The 19,314-nt window shown below is 66.9% G+C and carries 18 protein-coding genes; 12 read left to right on the top strand and 6 right to left on the bottom strand.

From position 1 onward, the window contains the following. Positions 1–26 precede the first annotated feature (26 nt). From HV798_RS06495 to HV798_RS06470, 6 genes are all read left to right on the top strand, one after another. Positions 27–617, top strand: a complete 591-nt coding sequence (locus HV798_RS06495; RefSeq protein WP_175191579.1) for a DUF4390 domain-containing protein — start codon at positions 27–29, stop codon at positions 615–617. Beyond that, on the top strand, positions 614–2,932 hold the full coding sequence (locus HV798_RS06490; RefSeq protein ID WP_175191580.1) for a sensor histidine kinase: 2,319 nt from the start codon (positions 614–616) through the stop codon (positions 2,930–2,932). Before HV798_RS06495 ends, HV798_RS06490 begins: the two co-directional genes overlap by 4 nt. 11 nt (positions 2,933–2,943) lie before the next feature. Continuing rightward, a complete protein-coding gene (locus HV798_RS06485; protein WP_175191581.1) occupies positions 2,944–3,633 on the top strand; it encodes a response regulator in 690 nt (229 codons plus the stop codon). After that, positions 3,630–5,009 (top strand): Trk system potassium transporter TrkA, encoded by a 1,380-nt coding sequence (trkA, locus tag HV798_RS06480; RefSeq protein WP_175191582.1) that lies wholly within the window; start codon positions 3,630–3,632, stop codon positions 5,007–5,009. The genes HV798_RS06485 and trkA overlap by 4 nt, the downstream gene beginning before the upstream one ends. Before the next feature lie 52 nt (positions 5,010–5,061). Beyond that, on the top strand, positions 5,062–6,531 hold the full coding sequence (locus HV798_RS06475; RefSeq protein ID WP_175191583.1) for a TrkH family potassium uptake protein: 1,470 nt from the start codon (positions 5,062–5,064) through the stop codon (positions 6,529–6,531). A 412-nt stretch (positions 6,532–6,943) separates the two neighbouring features. Beyond that, positions 6,944–8,188, top strand: coding sequence for a YbdK family carboxylate-amine ligase (locus tag HV798_RS06470; RefSeq protein ID WP_025141079.1), 1,245 nt, complete (start codon positions 6,944–6,946; stop codon positions 8,186–8,188). 68 nt (positions 8,189–8,256) lie between these two features. Here HV798_RS06470 and HV798_RS06465 read toward each other — a convergent pair whose 3' ends face one another. Next, the gene (locus HV798_RS06465; protein WP_175191584.1) at positions 8,257–9,189 is read right to left on the bottom strand and encodes a methyltransferase domain-containing protein; all 933 of its coding nucleotides are present in this window, start codon (positions 9,187–9,189) and stop codon (positions 8,257–8,259) included. 243 nt (positions 9,190–9,432) lie between these two features. On the opposite strand from HV798_RS06465, the gene HV798_RS06460 reads away from it, so the two are divergent. Further along, a complete protein-coding gene (locus HV798_RS06460; protein WP_367647004.1) occupies positions 9,433–9,996 on the top strand; it encodes a ComF family protein in 564 nt (187 codons plus the stop codon). Positions 9,997–10,065: 69 nt separating this feature from the next. Next, complete coding sequence (locus tag HV798_RS06455) at positions 10,066–10,536, top strand: tRNA (cytidine(34)-2'-O)-methyltransferase (protein WP_175191585.1); 471 nt, start codon at positions 10,066–10,068, stop codon at positions 10,534–10,536. 429 nt (positions 10,537–10,965) lie between these two features. Here the strand turns inward: HV798_RS06455 and HV798_RS06450 are convergent, their stop codons facing one another. The 5 genes from HV798_RS06450 to HV798_RS06430 all read right to left on the bottom strand — a co-directional run bounded on the left by HV798_RS06450 (position 10,966) and on the right by HV798_RS06430 (position 14,432). Then, on the bottom strand, positions 10,966–11,961 hold the full coding sequence (locus HV798_RS06450; RefSeq protein ID WP_175191586.1) for a Bug family tripartite tricarboxylate transporter substrate binding protein: 996 nt from the start codon (positions 11,959–11,961) through the stop codon (positions 10,966–10,968). 72 nt (positions 11,962–12,033) lie between these two features. Further along, entirely contained in the window at positions 12,034–13,086 is a 1,053-nt protein-coding gene (locus HV798_RS06445; RefSeq protein WP_175191587.1) for an NAD(P)H-dependent glycerol-3-phosphate dehydrogenase, read from the bottom strand. 18 nt (positions 13,087–13,104) lie between these two features. Next, positions 13,105–13,644: a protein-export chaperone SecB gene (gene secB, locus HV798_RS06440; protein ID WP_025138385.1), complete on the bottom strand. Its 540-nt coding sequence runs from the start codon at positions 13,642–13,644 to the stop codon at positions 13,105–13,107. Positions 13,645–13,701: 57 nt separating this feature from the next. Then, positions 13,702–13,959 (bottom strand): glutaredoxin 3, encoded by a 258-nt coding sequence (gene grxC / locus HV798_RS06435; RefSeq protein WP_025138386.1) that lies wholly within the window; start codon positions 13,957–13,959, stop codon positions 13,702–13,704. A gap of 50 nt (positions 13,960–14,009) precedes the next feature. Then, a complete protein-coding gene (locus HV798_RS06430) occupies positions 14,010–14,432 on the bottom strand; it encodes a rhodanese-like domain-containing protein (protein ID WP_175191588.1) in 423 nt (140 codons plus the stop codon). A gap of 161 nt (positions 14,433–14,593) precedes the next feature. Here HV798_RS06430 and gpmA point away from each other — a divergent pair, with 161 nt between their 5' ends. From gpmA to HV798_RS06410, 4 genes are all read left to right on the top strand, one after another. Continuing rightward, positions 14,594–15,346: a 2,3-diphosphoglycerate-dependent phosphoglycerate mutase gene (gene gpmA / locus HV798_RS06425; protein ID WP_025138388.1), complete on the top strand. Its 753-nt coding sequence runs from the start codon at positions 14,594–14,596 to the stop codon at positions 15,344–15,346. A 5-nt stretch (positions 15,347–15,351) separates the two neighbouring features. Beyond that, on the top strand, positions 15,352–16,956 hold the full coding sequence (locus HV798_RS06420) for a murein hydrolase activator EnvC family protein (protein WP_175191589.1): 1,605 nt from the start codon (positions 15,352–15,354) through the stop codon (positions 16,954–16,956). Between the two features lie 72 nt (positions 16,957–17,028). Continuing rightward, positions 17,029–18,474, top strand: coding sequence for a S41 family peptidase (locus HV798_RS06415; protein ID WP_175191590.1), 1,446 nt, complete (start codon positions 17,029–17,031; stop codon positions 18,472–18,474). Then, a complete protein-coding gene (locus HV798_RS06410; protein WP_025138391.1) occupies positions 18,471–19,226 on the top strand; it encodes a HesA/MoeB/ThiF family protein in 756 nt (251 codons plus the stop codon). The genes HV798_RS06415 and HV798_RS06410 overlap by 4 nt, the downstream gene beginning before the upstream one ends. Positions 19,227–19,314 lie beyond the last annotated feature (88 nt).

Below are 19,314 nucleotides of genomic sequence, written 5' to 3'. Positions count from 1 at the left end.
GGGGCATGACAGGGTTTCGGTGTCGTATGTCCATCATTTCACGCTTATTTCTGGGGTTGTTGTTCGTATCTGCCTTGCTTTCGTTTGCGCCGGTCGGCCAGGCGCATGCGGCCGAACCGAAAGTCGTGCGCGTCGAACCGGTGGTGCGCGGCGACAAGCTTGAAATCGACGCCGATATCCAATTCGAACTGAACCAGCAGCTGCGCGACGCCGCCCAGCGCGGCGTGCCGCTGTATTTCACCGCCGACGTCACCATCACGCGCGAGCGCTGGTGGTGGTTCGACAAATCCCTGGTGGACACCTCGCGCACCTGGCGGGTGATCTACAACGCGCTGACCCGCCAGTGGCGGGCCGGGGTTGGCGAGCTGTCCTTCCCGGTGGCCTCGCTGGACGACGCCATGAGTGTCATCCGCCACGTACGTAATTGGCAGGTCGCCGATGCCGATGATTTCGACGAAGGCGTGGTCTATGGCGGCCAATTGCGGCTGCGGCTGGATACCTCGCTGTTGCCCCGGCCATTCCAGGTCAATGCCCTGAACAGCAGTTCGTGGGCCCAAGGCACGCCGTGGACGGACTTCTCGTTCTCGCTCGGCGACAAGGAGAAAGACCCCTCATGAGGCTGCTGCTTCGGCTGGCCCTGATGGTCGGCGCCGTGAGCGGCCTGGCATTGCTGGGCCTGTTGGCATGGTCCACCGGCAATGCCTCGCGCTTTGCCCGCTATTACGACATCCTGCTGGTGTTGAACGGCATCTTTGCCTTGGCGCTGTTCGTCTGGGTGGTGGCGCTGACGGTCCGGCTGGCCCGGCAGATCCGGCGACGCCAGTTCGGCGCCCGGCTCACGGCCCGGTTTTCCCTGGCGTTCGCCCTGATCGGCGTCGTGCCCGGCGCCCTGATCTATACGGTCTCGGTGCAGTTCATGTCGCGCTCGATCGAGTCCTGGTTCAACGTGCGGGTCGACACCGCCCTTGAGGCTGGCCTGAACCTGGGCCGCGCGGCGCTGGATTCCCTGTTGGCCGACCTGGACGCCCGGGCGCGTTCCATGGCAGCCGAACTGAACCGCAATTCCGATACCGGCGTGACCCTGGCGCTGACGCGCCTGCGTGAAGCCAATGGCGTACAGGAAGCCATGGTGTTCACCGGCAGCGGCCGCATGGTGGCGTTTTCGACCAGCCAATATGGCCAGTTGCTGCCCGCCATGCCCCCGCCCACCGTCATGAACCAGCTGCGCCTGTCGCGCGGCTATTCGGCCGCCGAGGCCGACGACCCCGTCAAGCCCGGCATGGACAGCGGCCTGCACCTGCGGGTCGTGATTCCCCTGACGGGGCCCGACCGCTACGACAACCTGCTGGGCGCCGCGTCCGAACCCCGCTGGCTGCAACTGCTGCAGCCGGTGCCCGAGCAGATCGCGCACAACGCCAACCTGGTGCAGCAAGGCTTTCGCGACTACCAGGAACTGGCCCTGTCGCGGCTGGGCCTGCGCAAGCTCTATGGCATCACGCTGACCCTGGCGCTGCTGCTGGCGGCGTTCGGCGCCATTGCCGTGGCCCTGTCGCTGTCCAAGCGGCTGGTGCGCCCGCTGCTCAGCCTGGCCGGCGGCACCCAGGCGGTGGGCGTGGGCGACTACCGCCCGCTGCCCGAGCCGCCCGAGCGCGACGAAGTCGGCCAGCTCACCCGGTCGTTCAACGCCATGACGCGCCAGCTCGACGAAGCCCGCCGCATGGTCGAAAGCAACCGTCAGCAGCTCGAACGGTCCAACGTCTACCTGGAAAGCGTGCTGTCCAATCTGTCTTCCGGGGTGCTGGTGTTTGACGAGTCGTTCCGCGTCACCACCGTCAACCAGGGTGCGCAGACCATTTTGCAGGCCGATCTGCGGTCGGTGATCGGGCGGCCCCTGGAAACCGTGGACGGCATGCTCGAATTTGCGAACATCGTTCGGCAGGCGTTTTCGACCCACGCGGCGGTCGGGTCCGAGCGCCAGCACTGGCAGCAGCAGTTCGAGATCGCGCCCAAGCAGGGCGATACCCCCAATGGCCCGCAGCCCCTGACGCTGCTGGCGCGCGGGACCCACCTGCGGGTGGACGGCCGCGGCAATGGCTATCTGGTCGTGTTCGACGACATCACCGAAGTCATTTCGGCCAACCGCACCGTCGCCTGGGGCGAGGTCGCGCGCCGCCTGGCCCACGAGATCAAGAACCCGCTGACCCCCATCCAGCTGTCGGCCGAGCGCCTGGCCATGAAGCTGGAAGGCAAGCTGCAGCCTGCCGAGGCCCAGATCGTCGAGCGTTCCACCAACACCATCGTCAACCAGGTGGCCTCGCTCAAGCAGATGGTGGATGACTTCCGCGAATACGCCCGCACGCCGCCCGCGGTGATGCAACGCATCGATTTCAATGCCCTGGTGGCGGACGTGCTGTCGCTGTACGGCTGGGACCCCGATGGCGGCGCGTCCGCCCGTGTGGCCGGCAAGGCCTTGAACCTGGACGTCACCCTGGGCCCGGACCTGCCGGCCATCGAAGGCGACCCGACCCAGTTGCGCCAGGTGATCCACAACCTCTTGTCCAATGCCCGCGACGCCATCGCCGAGAAGGGCGGCGAGGGCCGCGTCAGCGTCACGACCCAGCTGATGCGCAGCGAACAGCCCGACCGCGCCGACCAGCAGGCCCTGCGCTTCACGGTGGCCGACACCGGCCCGGGCTTCCCGCCCCAGGTGATGCAGCGCGCTTTCGAGCCCTACGTAACCACCAAGTCCCACGGGACTGGGTTAGGATTGGCAATCGTACGCAAGATTGTGGAAGAGCATGGCGGGCGAATTGACCTTGCGAACCGCAAGGAAGGGGGCGCGCGGATTTCCATCTTGTTGACCCGGCTTGCAGCCGGGGCCGATACTATGGACGCGACCGCGCAAGAAAAGGATAATGCGGCTACGCAATAGGTGGATGCTTTATGGCCAGAATTCTGGTGGTTGACGACGAAGTCGGTATTCGCGAGCTTTTGTCGGAAATCCTTTACGACGAAGGACACACGGTCGAATTGGCCGAAAACGCGGCGCAAGCGCGCGCCGCGCGCCTTCGCATGCGTCCCGATCTGGTGTTGCTGGACATCTGGATGCCCGACACCGATGGCGTGAGCCTGCTCAAGGAATGGGGCTCGCAGGGCCTGCTGGACATGCCCGTCATCATGATGAGCGGCCACGCCACCATCGATACGGCGGTCGAGGCCACCCGCATCGGTGCGATGGACTTCCTGGAAAAGCCCATTACGCTGCAGCGCCTGCTCAAGACCGTGGCCGCGGGCCTGGCCCGGGGCCGGGCCCCGCATCCGACGCCGGCCGCGGCGCCCGCCATGGCCAGCGCCGCCGTGGCGCTCGAAGACGAACTCGATCCGCCGGTGCTGTCGGCAGCCCCGTCCAACGAAGTCCCGGTCACCGCCAACGGCCAACTGGGCAGCATCTCGCTGGACCAGCCGCTGCGCGAGGCCCGCGACGAATTCGAACGCATCTACTTCGAATACCACCTGGTCCGCGAAAGCCACAGCATGACGCGGGTGTCCGAACGCACCGGCCTTGAACGCACCCATCTTTACCGCAAGCTCAAGCAATTGGGCATCGAATCCGCCCGCAAGCGGGGCGCATGAAGATCCTCATCATGGGCGCTGGTCGCGTAGGCACCAGCGTGGCCGAGAACCTGGTGTCGGAACAGAACGACATCACGGTCATCGACTCGGACCCGGCCCAGCTCCAGTACCTGCAAGAACACTTTGACCTGCGGGTCGTCCATGGCGACGGCTCGCAGGTGTCGGTGCTGGAAGCGGCCGGCGCTGCCGACACCGACCTCTTGATCGCCTGTGCCGCGTCCGACGCGGCCAATATGGTGGCCTGCAAGATCGCACGGCAGCTGTTCAACATTCCCCGCCGCATCGCCCGCATCCGCTCGGCCGAATTCCCTGAACACCCTGAACTGATGAGCGAAGAAGGCTTCTGCATCGACGCCATCATCAGCCCCGAGCGCAGCGTCACCACCTACCTGCACAGCCTGATCGAATTCCCCGAAGCGCTGCAGGTCGTGGAATTCGCCGAAGGCCGGGTCAGCGTCGTGACCGTCCGGGTCGGCCATGGCAGCCCCATGGCGCACCATCCCGTGGACAAGCTGCGCGAAGTCTGGCCCGACGTCACCGCGCGCGTGATCGACGTGCTGCGCGGCGGCCGGCCGCTGCGGGCCGGGTCCGGCACGGTCATCGCGCCCGGCGACGAAGTCGTGCTGGTGGTCGATACTCGCCACGCCCGCCGCGCCGTGCGCCAGCTGCGCGAGGCCGAAAAGGCCGTGCGCCGCGTGATGATCGCGGGCGGCGGCAACATCGGCCTGCGGCTGGCGCGCGCACTGGCCGAAGAAAACTACAGCGTGCGCATCATTGAGCGCGACCTCAAGCGCTGCGAATACCTGGCCACGCAATTGCCCGACAGCGTGCTGGTGCTGCACGGCAGCGGCACCGACGAGGCCCTGCTCGAGCGCGAAAACATCGAAGACATGGACACCTGGCTGGCGCTGACCAGCGACGACGAAGACAACATCATGTCGTCGCTGCTGGCCAAGCGGCTGGGGGCGCGCAAGGTGATCGCGCTGATCAACCGCCAGGCCTATGGCGAACTGATGCAGGGCAGCCATATCGATATCGCCGTGTCGCCGTCGCAGGCCACCATGAGCGAACTGCTGCGCCACGTGCGCCGCGGCGACGTCGCGGCCGTGCACCGGCTGCGCCAGGGCGTGGCCGAGGCGCTCGAGGCCATCGCCCACGGCGATCGGTCCACCTCGAAGGTGGTGGGCCGGCGGGTTGGCGAGATCAGCCTGCCCAAGGGTGCCAGCATCGGCGCCCTGGTGCGCGAAGACGAAATCATCCTGCCCGATGCCGATACCGTGATCGAAACCGACGACCACGTGATCGTCTTCGTGCCCTCGCGCAAGCAGATGCCGCGCGTGGAAAAGCTGTTCCAAGTGTCGGCGTCGTTCTTCTGATGAACCCGCACGCCACCCTCTGCCGCAGGCCCGGGGCGGCTGGATAACTCCCATGAAGCGCGTTCTGGCCACTCTGCATATCCTGGGCCTGACCATGGTGATGTTCGCACTCACCATGCTCATTCCGCTGGTGGTCGCCTATGTGGGCGGCGATGCGGCACGTGACGCCTTCCTGCACGGCTTCCTGATTTCCATCGGCATCGGCGTGGTGCTGGCCGCGGTGACGCGGCGCGCGCGCAGCGAACTGCGGGCCCGCGACGGCTTCGTGCTGGTGTCGGCCGTGTGGGCCGGCCTGCCGCTGCTGGCGGCGATACCCCTGCTGATCTATTTCCACCGCGCCGGCCTGCCGCTGTCGTTCACCGGGGCGTATTTCGAGGCCATGTCGGGGCTGACCACCACCGGCGCCACCGTGCTGACCAACCTGGACGCGCTGCCGGCGTCGATCAACCTGTGGCGGGCGACGCTGGTCTGGATCGGGGGCATGGGCATCCTGGTGCTGGCGGTGGCGATTCTGCCGCTGCTGGGCGTGGGCGGCCACCAGGTGGTGCGGGCCGAAACGCCCGGCCCCATGAAAGATGAACGGCTGACGCCGCGCATCGCCAGCACGGCCAAGGCCCTGTACGCGGTGTACTTTGCGTTTTCGATCCTGTGCCTGCTGGCTTACCGCGCGGTCGGCCTGTCGTGGTTCGAGGCTTGGTGCCACATGGCCACCACCATGGGCCTGGGCGGGTTTTCCACCTGGGACGACGGTTTCGCGCATTTCGATTCGGTTGCGGTCGAAATGGTGGCCATGGTGTTCATGCTGATCGCCGGCATCAACTTCGCCACCCACTTCAATGCGTTCCGCCAGCGCAGTCCGCGGGCCTACCTGCGTTGCCCCGAGGCCATTCCGTACCTGGTCGTGGTGTTGGGCGTGGGGCTGGTGATTTCGGTGTTCCTGTACGTCAAGGGCGTATACCAGGAACCCCTGGAAGCGCTGCGCTACGGCATGTTCAACACCATTTCCATGGCCACAACCACGGGCTACGCCAACACCGATTTCGCCCAGTGGCCGCTGTTCGCGCCGCTGACGATGCTGCTGCTGTCGGGTTTTGCGACGTCGGCGGGGTCGACCGGGGGCGGCATCAAGATGATCCGGGCCATCCTGCTGGTCAAGCAGGCGCGCAACGAGCTGGTAACAATGTTGCATCCGCACGCGGTCAGCCCGGTGCGGATCAACGGCCGGGCCGTGGAATCCCGGACCATGTCGTCGGTGCTGGCGTTCATGCTGTTCTACGGCCTGTCCATCGCCGTCTTCACCAGCCTGCTGCTCCTGTCCGGGCTGGACCCCATCACGGCCTTCTCGGCCGTTTTCGCCAGTGTCAACAACACCGGCCCGGGCCTGGGGCCGGTTGGCCCCATGGGCAACTTCGCGGTGCTGTCGGACTTCCAGATCTGGGTCTGCACGTTCGCGATGCTGATCGGTCGTCTAGAACTGCTGACCGTCCTGGTCTTGTTCACCCCCATCTTCTGGCGAAAGTAGAGGGGCCCCCACGCTGCAGCCGCTGCGCGGCTTTGCTGCCCCCCGAGGGGGCTACCCGGCCTTCGGGCGGCCGGGCGTCCGGGTGGCTATTTTTGTGGGCAAAATTTGTGCGGGTAAACCCTTATAAGGGTTATCCCACCCGCGGCCAAAAGCCCCATCCAGACTGCGATTTCGGGCGGCATCGGCCGGAAAGCCCCATCGTTTCTAGCTTGTGAGTGCTTGCTCACTTTGTTCTAGAGGGCAAAACCGAATGCTTCGCGATGTTGCACACAAATGTCACTATTTTCAATCGTTTTGCCACAAACATGCGGCTATTATGCGTTCACAAGCCGCCGTCTAGTGCCCCCCGGGAAGTTGCCGGGCTTCAAGGTCGAACGGCGCACCCCCTCATCACACATTGAAGGAGTCCGAGATGGAACAGATCCCGTTCATTTCGTCGGCCCCCAACACCCTGGGCATCGAACTCGAGCTGCAACTGATCGACCCCCGCAGTTTTGACCTCACCGCAGCTTCGGACGAGCTGCTGGCCCAGATGGCCAATCACCCCATCGCCGACCGCGTCAAACCGGAAATCACGCGGTCCATGATTGAACTGAATTCCTCGGTGCACGAGCACCCGATGGGCCTGTTGGCCGAAATGCGCGAAATGCGCGACGCCCTGGTCGAAGCGGCCGATGCCGTCGGCGTTTCGGTGGCGGGCGGCGGCGCTCACCCCTTCATGCGCTGGCAAGAGCGCTCCATCTCGGATACCCCGCGCTTCCAGTACCTGGCAGAAATGTATGGTTACCTGGCGCGTCAATTTACGGTCTTCGGCCAGCACATCCACCTGGGCGTGAAAAGCGGCGACGACGCCATCAAGCTGCTGCGCCGGCTGTCGCCCTATGTGCCCCACTTCATTGCGCTGTCGGCCTCGTCGCCGTATTGCGAAGGCGTGGATACCCTGTTCTCGTGCTCGCGCCTGAACGCGGTCAACAGCTTCCCGCTGGCCGGCCACATGCCGCCCGAGGTCAAGGACTGGTATCAGTTCGAGGCCCACCTGTCGCAGTTGCGCGCCTATGGCCTGGCCGAGAGCATCAAGGACCTGTACTGGGACATCCGCCCCAAGCCCGAATTCGGCACGGTGGAAATCCGCGTCTGCGACACCCCGCTGACGGTCGAGCGCGCCTGCCAGATCGCTGCCTTCGCCCAGGCGCTGGCGGTGCTGCTGATGCGTGAGGACGATCCCAGCGACAAGGCCTGGCTGTCCTACCGCAGCAACCACTTCCAGGCCTGCCGCTTTGGCCTGCAGGGCAGCTACGTCACGCCGGACGGCCAGCGTACCCGCCTGATGGACCACCTGCGCGCGCTGTTCCAGCGGCTGATGCCGGTGGCCGAAGAACTGGGCACGGGCGACATGATTGCCGCGCTGCGCGACGAAGCCATGCGCAGCGGCAACGATGCGCGCTGGCTGCGCAGCCAGTTCCATCGCCTGCGCGATCTGCCGTTGGTGGTGGAATCGATGTCGCACGCCTGGCGTGGCGAGGCGCCCCAGGCGGCCGCGCCGGCCGAGCCGACCGCGGTGTTGCGGCGGCGTATCCGGGCCAACTCTGAACCCATGCAGCCCCTCTCGGCGGCGGAGCCGGGCGTGACGGCACCCTTGCCGGAACGCCTGCACTAGGGACAAGGCCAATAGAAGGGCCACGCAAGAAATAGGGCCGCCGATGGGCGGCCCTATTTCTTGTGGGCTCAGGGCGTGCCGCGCTGGCGGCCGCCGATGGCGCTGACCGACAGCCGGGTTTCTCCCGCGATGCCGCGATGGGTCGCGGCGCGCCAGGCATGGCCATAGGCCACTTCGATGCTCAAGGCGATGACGCCGTCGGGCCGGCGCTGCGCTTCCAGTGCCGCGCACAGGCGCTGCTGCCAATCGCGTCCGACCAGGCCGCCGCGGCGGCCTTCTGCCGGGTTGCCGCCCAGGGCGCGCACGTCCTGCAGCAGTTTTTCAGGGGTCCGGTAGGTCAGGGTCAGGATTTCCTGGTCCATCACCGGGTCCGCGAAACCGTTCTCGACCAGCAGGTCGCCAAAGTCATGCATGTCCACGAAGGCCGGCGTGGCGGTGCGCAGGCCGGCATCGGTCAGCGCCTGCCGCAGCTCGCGCAGCGTGGCAGGCCCCAGACAGGAAAACATGGCCAGGCCGCCCACTTTCAGGATGCGGCGCCATTCGGCCAGCACGGCATGCGGTTCGCGATGCCAATGCAGCGCCAGGTTGGACCACACCAGTTCCAGCGATTCCGGCGCCAGGCCGGTTGCGGCCAGGTCGGCATTGACGAAGCCGACGGCCGGGCCACGCCGGGCCAGCTTGCCGATCCAGGCGGTCAGGCCGGCGGGGGCGTGGCGCTTGCGGGCGATGTCCAGCAAGGCCTCGCAGTTGTCCAGTCCGGTGTAGGCGGCGTCGGCATAGCGTTCGCGCAGCAGGGGCAGGTTGTCGCCCGCGCCGCAGCCGGCATCCAGCATGGCCTGCGGCTGCACGCGGATGTATTGCAGCCGGCCGAGCATGCGCCGGGCGACCTCGCCATAGAGGAATTGCGCGTCGGACAGGTCGCCGCGGCGAGCGAACTGGCGCGGCACATCGGCGGCAACGAGGGGAAGGGAAGGCGGGGTGGCGGGTGCTGGCAGGGACATTTCGGTCGCGCCCGGGCCTGCGGCGCGGGGCGGATCATGATTTCATGGGGGATGACAGACATTATTGCGCATCCCGGCGGCCACCGCCGATTGTCCCTACTGGGCATGGGGCGGGGGCTGCTCGCCCGGGTGCCTGGGGATTGCCCGCTGTGCGGGGCGCGGGTGCGCGGTGCCAGGCTGTGCGAAGGGTGCGAGACAGACCTGGCCATCGATCCGCGAACGCCTCGTTGTCGGCGCTGCGCATTGCGGCTGGGCCTGACTGCGCCGCACTGCACGGCCTGCCTGGCGATGCCGCGGGCCTTCGCGCGGACGATCGCGGCGTTCGACTACGAACCGCCGGCCGATGCGCTGGTCAGCCAGCTGAAGACCCAGTTGCGGCTCAGCGCGGCGCCGGTGCTGGCGCACTTGTTGGCGCAGGCGGTGCGGCGCCACGAGGCGTTGCCGCCAGGCCTGTTGCTGGTGCCGGTGCCTGCCAGCCGGGCGTCGCTGCGCCGCCGCGGCATGAACCCGGCGGCAGAGATCGCACGCGGCCTGGCCGCGCAGTTGATGCTGCCGCTGGCGTGCACCGCGCTCAGGCGGCGGCGCGAGACGCCCCGGCAGACGGCGCTGGGGCGGCATGCCCGGGTGCGAGGGGCGACGGGGGCGTTTCACTGTGTGCGAAATCTTGCCGGGCGCCATGTCGGGCTGGTGGACGACGTGATGACCACCGGCAGTACGGTGCACGCGGCGGCCAAGGCGTTGCGGGCGGCGGGAGCGGTCAGCGTGACGGTGCTGGTGGCGGCGCGGACGCCGCGGGCGCCTGGGTAAATCGGCGACAATCCGCCATGCGCGGCCCGTGTGGGCCGCAAGTCTTTCAACGTTTTCGGCCCTATCGCGATGTTCCACGTCATCCTCGTCTGCCCCGAGATTCCGCCCAACACGGGCAACGCCATCCGTCTATGCGCCAATACGGGCGCGCAGTTGCACCTGGTGCGCCCGCTGGGGTTCGAGCTGGACGATGCGCGCATGCGGCGCGCCGGGCTGGATTACCACGAGTGGCAGCCGGTGCGGGTGCACGATACGTTGCAAGAGGCGCTGCAGGATACGGGGGCTGAGGCGTCGCACATTTATGCGTTGACGACGCACGCGCAGCGCAGTGTGGGGGATGTGCGGTTCGAGCCGGGGGATGTGTTTGTGTTCGGGCGGGAGACCGCGGGGTTGTCGGATGAACACCAGGCGATGTTTGCGCCGCAGCAGCGGTTGCGGTTGCCGATGCGGGCGGGGCAGCGGAGCTTGAATCTTTCTAATGCGGTGGCGGTTACTGTGTTTGAGGCTTGGAGGCAGCAGGGATATGAGGGTGGGGTTTGAGTTTTTGTGAGCTTGAGGCGGTTTTTTTGCGTCGGTTTGAGTTCTTGAGCCGCGCGTGACGGGGCAGGCGGGTGAGGGCGGGGCTACGATTGCGGTCCGGAGCCTTCGCTCCGGACTGCCCCTTCGTCATCTTCGTCACCGCCTTCGGCGGTTCCTTCAGATTCCCTCGGGCGCATCTACACGCCCCGCCCTCACCCGCCTGCCCCGTCACGCGCTCTTGATGTGCCTTACTGCCGGACGTTGGGGCGGGCGGTGTGCTTGGCATGCTAGCCAACATCGGAGGGGGTTGGCGGGGTGGGACGGTGCCCGCCTCGTGCCGGCCGCGCGGGCGGCCTTACGAGGCTTACGCGGTGTCTTGCGGGTGCCGATGCCGCTGCGCGCGGTTGGGGGGGGCGGGTGATTGCGCGCAGGGGGGCGTCGGTTATTTGCCTAGTCCAGCGACAGGTTCAGCTTTTGGATCACCTGGTCCCAGCGGGCCTTTTCGTCCTGGATGCGGACGGTCAGGGCTTCGGGGGTGGAGGGGGCGGGGGTGAAGTATTGCAGGGCCATCTGCTTGCGGACCGTGTCGCTGTTGATGATGCGGGTCAGTTCGCTGTTCAGGCGGTCGATGATGGGCATCGGAGTTTCGGCGGGGGCCAGGATGGCGTTCCAGGAGATGGCCTCGAAGTCGGGGTAGCCCTGGGAGGCCATGGTGGGGATGCCGGGCAGGGTGTCGCTGGGTTCCAGGCTGGTGACGGCCAGGACTTTGACTTTGCCGTCGCGGGTCTGGGGCATGGCGATGGCGGGGACCATGAAGCCGGCCTGGATGTCGCCGCCGATGATGGCGCTGATGACCTGCGGGAAGCCTGCGTAGGGGATGTGCGCCATGTCGATGCCGGCGCGTTCCTTGAACATTTCCATGGCCAGGTGGGCCGAGCTGCCGGGGCCGACGGAGCCGTAGTTCAGCGAGCTGCCGTGTTCCTTGACCATCTTGACGAAGTCCTGGACGTTGTTGACGTTCTTCAGGTTGCCGGGCACGGCCAGTACGTTGGGGCTGGTGCCGACCAGGGTCACGGGGGCCAGGTCATTGAGGGGGTCGTAGCCCAGGGTCTTTTTGTAGAGCGTGGGGGCGGTGACCAGGGGGCCGTTGATGGTGTAGAGCAGGGTGTAGCCGTCGGGCTTGGCCTGGGCGACGATGCGGGTGCCGATGTTGCCGCCGGCGCCGGTCTTGTTGTCGATGACGATGGGTTGTCCCAGCGCCTGGGCCAGCGGTTCGGCGATGGTGCGCGCCAGGATGTCGGGCGACGAGCCGGGCGGGAACGGCACCACCATGTGGATGGGGCGATCGGGCCAATCGGCGTGGGCGGCGGCGGGCAGAATGGCCGCCAGGCTCAGGCAAAGGCCGCGCAGCAGGGGGCCGACCCGGAATTTGCGGGTTTGCGTCATGAAGGATGTCTCCTGGGGTGTCGTGCGTCGTGTTGTTCTTGGACGGGAAGGGGGCCTGGCGGCGGGCGGGAATCAGCCGCCGCCGTCGCTTTGTTCGTCACGGGCGTTGCGCGCCAGCAGGGCGGACACCGCGGTCATGGGGGCCACGCCGTCGAACAGCACGGCGCAGACGGCCTCGGTGATCGGTAGCTCGACGTTGATGGCGCGCGCGCGTTCCAGGGCGGCGCGGGCGCAACGCACGCCCTCGGCGGTGATGCCGCTGGCGAGAATGTCGGCCAATTTGCGGCCGGCGCCGATTTCCAGGCCCACGCGGCGGTTGCGCGAGAGTTCGCCCGTGGCGGTCAGCACCAGGTCGCCCAGGCCGGTGAGGCCGGCGAAGGTTTCGGCTTGCGCGCCCAGCGCGACGCCGAAGCGGGTCATTTCGGCCAGGCCGCGGGTGATGAGGGCGGCGCGGGCATTGGTGCCCAAGGCGAGGCCGTCGCCGATGCCACAGGCCACGGCGATGACGTTCTTGAGGGCGCCGCCGACTTCCACGCCGACCAGGTCGCTGCTGGCGTAGACGCGCAGCGCGGCGCCGTGAAAGGCCTGGGTGGTGGCGGCGCGCAGCGCGGCACTGTCGCTGGCGACGGTGAGGGCCACGGGCAGCCCTTGGGCAACCTCGCGGGCGAAGGACGGGCCGGACAGGGCGCCGCCGACGGCGCCGGGCAGGGCTTCGCGGATGATTTCGTGGGGCAGTCTGGCCGTGTCGGCTTCGAAGCCTTTGCACGTCCAGACGATGGGGGTGTCTTGCAGGCCCAGGGCGGGCAGGCGGCGCGAGAGTTCAGCGCAGGTGGCGGCCAGGCCGGCCACGGGTACGCCCAGCACGATCAAGGGGGTGGCGCCGGCTTGCTGCAGGCTGTGCAGCGTGGCGTCCAGGTCGGAAGAAATGTCCAGCGACTGGGGCAGGGCGATGCCGGGCAGGTAGCGCGCGTTTTCGCGGCGAGCGGCCATGTCGGCGGCTTGCGCGGGATTGCGGGCCCACAGTACGGTGGGGTGGCGGCGGCTTGCGGCCGCCGCCAGCGCGGTGCCCCAGCTACCCGCGCCCAGGACGGCGACGCGCAGGCTGGGCGGATTGGGCAGGTTCATGGGGTGCCGCGGCGTGCCTTACTGGCGGGTGGCGCTGGCGGGCAGGATGATGCCCGAGTCGCTGCCATTGCCGTTGCCGTTGGCGCCGCTTTGCTGCTGCTGCAGTTCGGCCAGGCGTTGTTCGTACAGGGCCTGGAAGTTGACTTCCGTCAGGTGCAGCGGCGGCATCGAGGTGCGGGTGATCGCATCGGCGATGTTGGCGCGCAGGTACGGGTACAGCATGGTCGGGCAAACGATGCCCAGCAGCGGGTCGAGCTGCTCTTCGGGGATGTTCGCGGCTTCGAAGATGCCGGCCTGCGTGCCTTCGACCAGGTACACGACCTTGTCGTTGACGCGGGTGGTGACGGTGACGGTGACCGTGGTTTCGAACACGGTTTCGGCCAGGCGCTGGCCGCCCACGGTGATGCTCACTTCAACCTGGGGCGCTTCTTGTTCCAGGAAGACGTGGGGCGCGTTCGGCATTTCCAGCGAAAGGTCTTTCAGGTAGACGCGCTGCAGATTGAACGAGGGCGCGTCGTTGCCGCCTTCTTGCTGGGTGTTTTGGTCTTGATCAGCCATGAGTGTTTCCGTTGGTGGGAGGGGGCAAAAAGGGGCGATGGGCCAGGGCCGGGGCGCTTAGCCGTTGAGCAAGGGGGCAAGGCCGCCCGAGCGGTCCAGGGCCATCAGGTCGTCGCAACCGCCGACATGGGTATCGCCGATGAAGATCTGCGGCACGGTACGCCGGCCGGTGCGTTCGATCATGAGATCGCGCTGGCCGGGTTCCCGGTCGATCTGGATGATTTCCAGGTCGGTCACGCCGCGCTGCTCCAGCAGCGCCTTGGCGCGGGCGCAATAGGGACAATAGTCCTTGCTGTACATGACAACTTTATTCATAGGCGCTCCAGGCGGATTCTATCGGTAAGGTGGGGGCGCGGCGCGCGGGTTCAACCCTTCTGGGTGACCGGCAGGCTGGCGGCCAGCCAGGCGCGCATGCCGCCTTCCAGCGGCACTACGTCGGCAAAGCCCTGGGCGCGCAGCTTGGTGGCGGCGCGGGCCGAATCGCGGCCATTGTCGCAAACCACGACCAGCGGCTTGTTCTTGGGCAGCGAAGCGATCTTTTGTTCCAGGTCGGCGGCCGGCAGGCTGCGGGCCTGGGCGATGTGGCCGGCCTGGAATTGTTCGGCGGGGCGCACGTCGACCCAGACGGCCTGGCGCTGGTTGACCATCTGGATGGCTTCCGTGGTGCTCACGGCCGAGCCGGTACGGCCCTTGCGCAGGGCCGGAATGGCCAGCATGACGCCCGAAACGAGGGTTACGGCGACAATGAAGATGTTGTTTTTATCGAGCAAGAATTGCAGAAGGTCCACGGGGCATCCTGAAGTGCGGCGTCTAGCCTGGTAAAGGCGAACCCTGAAGCGCCGCGCCGGGAAATCGACGGGTGCGCCGGGGCAAAATCAAGGGCAAAATCGCTCAATTATAAAATGAGCGCATTCCCTCACTTTAACCCGCGTTACAAGCGTGCCAAACCATGCATAAACTTGTCCTCATGCGCCACGGCGAAAGCCAGTGGAATCTTGAAAATCGTTTCACCGGCTGGACCGACGTCGACCTGACCGACACGGGCCGCGAACAGGCCCGCAAGGCGGGCGAACTGCTCAAGAAAGAAGGCTACACCTTCGACCTGGCCTATTCGTCGGTGCTCAAGCGCGCCATCCGCACCCTGTGGATCGCCCTGGACGCCATGGACGCCATGTACACCCCCGTGGGCGTGAACTGGCGCCTGAACGAACGCCACTACGGCGCCCTGCAAGGCCTGAACAAGGCCGAAACCGCCGCCAAGTACGGCGACGAGCAGGTGCTGATCTGGCGCCGTGCCTACGCCATTGCGCCCAACCCGTTGTCGCTGGACGACGAACGCCACCCCCGTTTCGACAGCCGCTACGCCAAGATTCCGGCTGACCAGCTGCCGGCCACCGAGTGCCTGAAAGACACCGTGGAACGCGTGCTGCCATTCTGGAACGATTCCATCGCCCCCGCCATCCGGGCCGGCCGCAAGGTCCTGATCGCCGCTCACGGCAACAGCCTGCGCGCCCTGATCAAGCACCTGGACAACGTCTCGGACGACGACATCGTCAACCTGAACATCCCCACCGGGCAGCCGCTGGTGTATGAACTGGATGATGACCTGCGCCCCATCCGCCACTATTATCTGGGCGACGCCGCCGAGATCGAGGCGGCCATGGCCGCGGTCGCGGCTCAAGGCAAGGCTAAGAAGGACTGATATCCATGGTGCGCATGGCGGGGTTGTTGTTGGCGGTCATGCTGGCCGGCGGAGCGCTGTCGGCGCACGCCGCGCCCAACGACCTCGCCGGTCGCCAGTCCGAGGCTGAAAAACAGCAGGCCCAGCTGCGCGACCGCATCGATAACCTGCAAAAGGATATCGACACGCGCGAGGCGGCCCGCAAAGAGGCCGCCGACGCGCTGAAACAGTCCGAATCTTCAATTTCCAAGATCAATCTGCGCCTGAAGGAACTGGCTGACGCCAACCGCCAGGCCACGGCGGACCTGTCCAGCCTGGAAAAGCAGATCTCCGCGCAACAGACCGTGCTGGCCAAGCGCCGCGTGGAACTGGCCGACCAGTTGCGCACCCAGTACACCAGCGGCCTGTCGCCCTGGACCGCGCTGCTGTCGGGCGACGATCCCCAGGTGCTGGGCCGCAACCTCGGCTATCTCGACTACGTGTCGCAGGCCCGCGCCCGCGCCGTCGACGCGCTGCGAGCCGATATCGACCGGCTGGCCGCCTTGCAGGGCCGGGCCGACGCCCGCCGCGCCGAGATCGAAAAAGGCGTGGCCGAGACCTCCGAACAAAAGACCGCGCTGGTGGGCCAGCAAAAGGCCCGCGCGACCTTGCTGGCGCAACTGGAAGGGCAGATCGCCGCCCAGCGCGCCGAAGCCAACAAGCTGGGGCGCGACGACCAGCGCCTGTCGCGCCTGATCACCGATCTGGACGCGGCCATCGTCAAGCAGGCCGAAGAGGCCCGCAAAGCGGAAGAAGCGCGGCGCCGCGCCGAAGAAGTGCGCCGCGCCGAGGAAGCCCGCCGCGCCGAAGAGGCCCGCAAAAAGGCCGAAGCCGACCGCCGCGCGGACGAAGCCCGCAAGAAGGCCGAGGCTGACCGCAAGCTGGCCGCCGACAAGGCCGCGGCCGACAACGCCCGCCGCGACCGTACCGCCCGCGAGGCCCGCGAAGCCGCCGAGGCGCGCGAGCAGGTCGAAGCCGCATCGCGGCAATCCCGCGGCCCCGTCGCCGTGGCCGACCCCGATGCCGCCGGCTTGCGCCCAGCTGAACAGCGCCAGACGCGCCTGACCGGCCCGGCCGAGGCGCCGCCTCCGGTAAAACCCGCGGACCCCCCCAAAAAGGCGGAACCAGTTCCAGAGGAAGCCGCTCCAACCCGTAGTGCATCCACCCAGCCGACCCAGCGTGCGGCGCCGCCCGTGGGCGGTGGCAACGGCTTGCGTCACGGACTGGCCGCGCCGGTGCGGGGGCAGGTGCAGGGTCGTTTCGGGGTCGATCGCCCGGACGGCGGTGTCTGGCGGGGCGTGGTGCTGCGCGCGGCCGAAGGCACGCCCGTCAAGGTGGTGGCCCCCGGCACGGTGGTCTACGCCGATTGGCTGCGAGGTTTCGGCAACCTCATCATTGTGGATCATGGGCAGCAATACCTGACCGTCTATGCTTACAACCAAAGCCTGCTCAAACGGGTGGGCGATTCCGTCGCGGCAGGGGATACTATTGCTACGGTCGGCGCGACCGGCGGCCAAGTGGAATCCGGCCTATACTTTGAAATTCGCCATCGTGGCGCTCCTGTGGATCCGGCCCAGTGGCTGGCGCAGTAAAGCAGTAAAGGGGCTGGTACAGCCAAACCCTCGCCAAACCCTCATCGGCGAAAACAAATTCGGGAAGTGTGCATGAGCACTCGCAAGTTTCGCGGTTTCGGTCTGATTGCCATCGGTGCGGTGGCAGGTGTCTTGCTCAGCGTGGGCGTGACGGCTGTCGCCCAGCGCGGTAGCCCCCTGCCGCTGGACGAACTCAGGCAACTGAGCAACGTCTTTGCCGCGATCAAGAACAACTACGTCGAATCCGTCGACGACAAGACCCTGATCGACAATGCCATCTCGGGCATGGTGTCGAACCTGGACCCGCACTCCGCCTACCTGGACGCCGACGCATTCCGTGAAATGCAGACGGCCACGCAAGGCGAATTCGGCGGCCTGGGCATCGAGGTCGGCGCCGAAGACGGTTTCGTCAAGGTCATCTCGCCCATCGAAGACACGCCCGCCGCGCGCGCAGGCGTCATGGCCGGCGACCTGATCATCAAGATCGACGACACGCCCACCAAGGGCATGTCGCTGAACGACGCCGTCAAGCTCATGCGCGGCGCGCCCAAATCGCCCATCACGCTGACCATCATGCGCGCTGACCGGCCGCAGCCGATCGTGCTCAAGATCGTTCGCGACATCATCAAGGTGCGCAGCGTGCGCAGCAAGATGCTGGACAACAACGTGGCCTACGTGCGCATCGCCCAGTTCCAGGAAAAGACGGGCGTCGACCTGGCCAAGCAGCTCAAGGACCTTGGCGCCAAGGAAGCTCCCAAGGGCCTGGTGCTGGACCTGCGCAATGACCCGGGCGGCCTCTTGACCAGCGCCATCGGCGTGTCCGGCGCGTTCCTGCCGTCCGATGCCCTGGTGGTCTCGACCGATGGCCGTACGCCGGATGCCCGCCACAAGTACCTGGCGGTCCCGTCGGAATACGCCCGTGGCGAAAGCAACTACCTGTCGGGCCTGCCGGCCTGGACCAAGACCGTGCCGATGGTGGTGCTGGTCAACGTCGGTTCGGCCTCGGCCTCGGAAATCGTGGCGGGCGCGCTGCAAGACCACAAGCGCGCCAAGGTGCTGGGCAACCGTACCTTCGGCAAGGGCTCGGTGCAGGTGATCCTGCCGCTGTCCGAAACCACCGCGGTCAAGCTCACCACGTCGCGTTACTTCACGCCCAGCGGCCGTTCGATCCAGGCGACCGGCATCGAACCCGACTACGTCGTGGCCGATACCGCCGATGGCGACCTGTTCCGCCTGCCGCGCGAAGCCGACCTGCAACGCCACCTGTCCAACCCGGGCACGTCCAACGAAGTGAAGTCCAATTCCGACCAGGACAACGTCGACGTTCCGACGAAGGTGTTCGAATTCGGCGGCAAGGACGACTTCCAGCTGCAGCAGGCGCTGAACGTGCTGGCCGGCAAGCCGGTGCAGAAGGGCACGGCCCGCGCCCAGGCCAAGGCGGATGCCAAGCCTGGCACGGGCAACACCCAGCGCATGAAGATCACGCCGACCGGAGTCGAGCCCAGCAAGGACAAATGAACGACGAGCAACTGCTGCGCTACGCCCGCCACATCCTGCTCGACGAGCTGGGTATCGAAGGGCAGGAAAAGCTGCTGGCGGCGCGTGTGCTTATCGTAGGGGCGGGCGGACTGGGTTCGCCTGCCGCGCTCTACCTGGCCACGGCCGGCGTCGGCGACATCACGCTGGCTGACGACGATGTCGTCGAGCTCAGCAACCTGCAGCGCCAGATCCTCCACACCACGGCCAGCGTCGGCCGGCCCAAGGCCGAATCGGGCCGCGACATGCTGGCCGCGTTCAACCCTCAGGCCCGCGTGCATGCCCGCGTCGAGCGCCTGCAGGGCCAGGCCCTGTCCGACGCCGTGGCGCAGGCCGACCTGGTGCTGGACTGCACCGACAACTTCACCACCCGCCACGCCATCAACCGCGCCTGTGTGCAGCACCGCAAGCCGCTGGTGTCGGGCGCGGCCATCCGTTTCGACGGCCAGGTCAGCGTGTACGACCTGCGCGACGACAACGCGCCGTGCTATCACTGCCTGTTCCCCGAAGCCGATGACGTCGAAGAAGCCAATTGCGCCACGATGGGCGTGTTTGCCCCCGTGGTAGGCATCATCGGCAGCATGCAGGCCGCCGAGGCCCTGAAGCTGCTGTCCGGCGTGGGCGAGAGCCTGTCCGGGCGCCTGCTCTGGCTGGACGTGCGCACGATGCAGTGGCGCAGCGTCAATGTGCAGCGTGATCCGGAATGCGCCGTCTGCGGCCATCGCGGACATTGAGCGGGCTGGGGCGCGGGTATTCCGTCCCCCTAAAATCCGGAAGGCATTGCCCTTGCGGACAATATTAAAGGTTTGAAATACCTGCTAT

It is taken from the genome of Achromobacter deleyi, assembly GCF_902859705.1.
GTDB lineage: Bacteria > Pseudomonadota > Gammaproteobacteria > Burkholderiales > Burkholderiaceae_B > Achromobacter > Achromobacter deleyi.
This window is presented reverse-complemented; position numbering and strand designations above follow the sequence as displayed.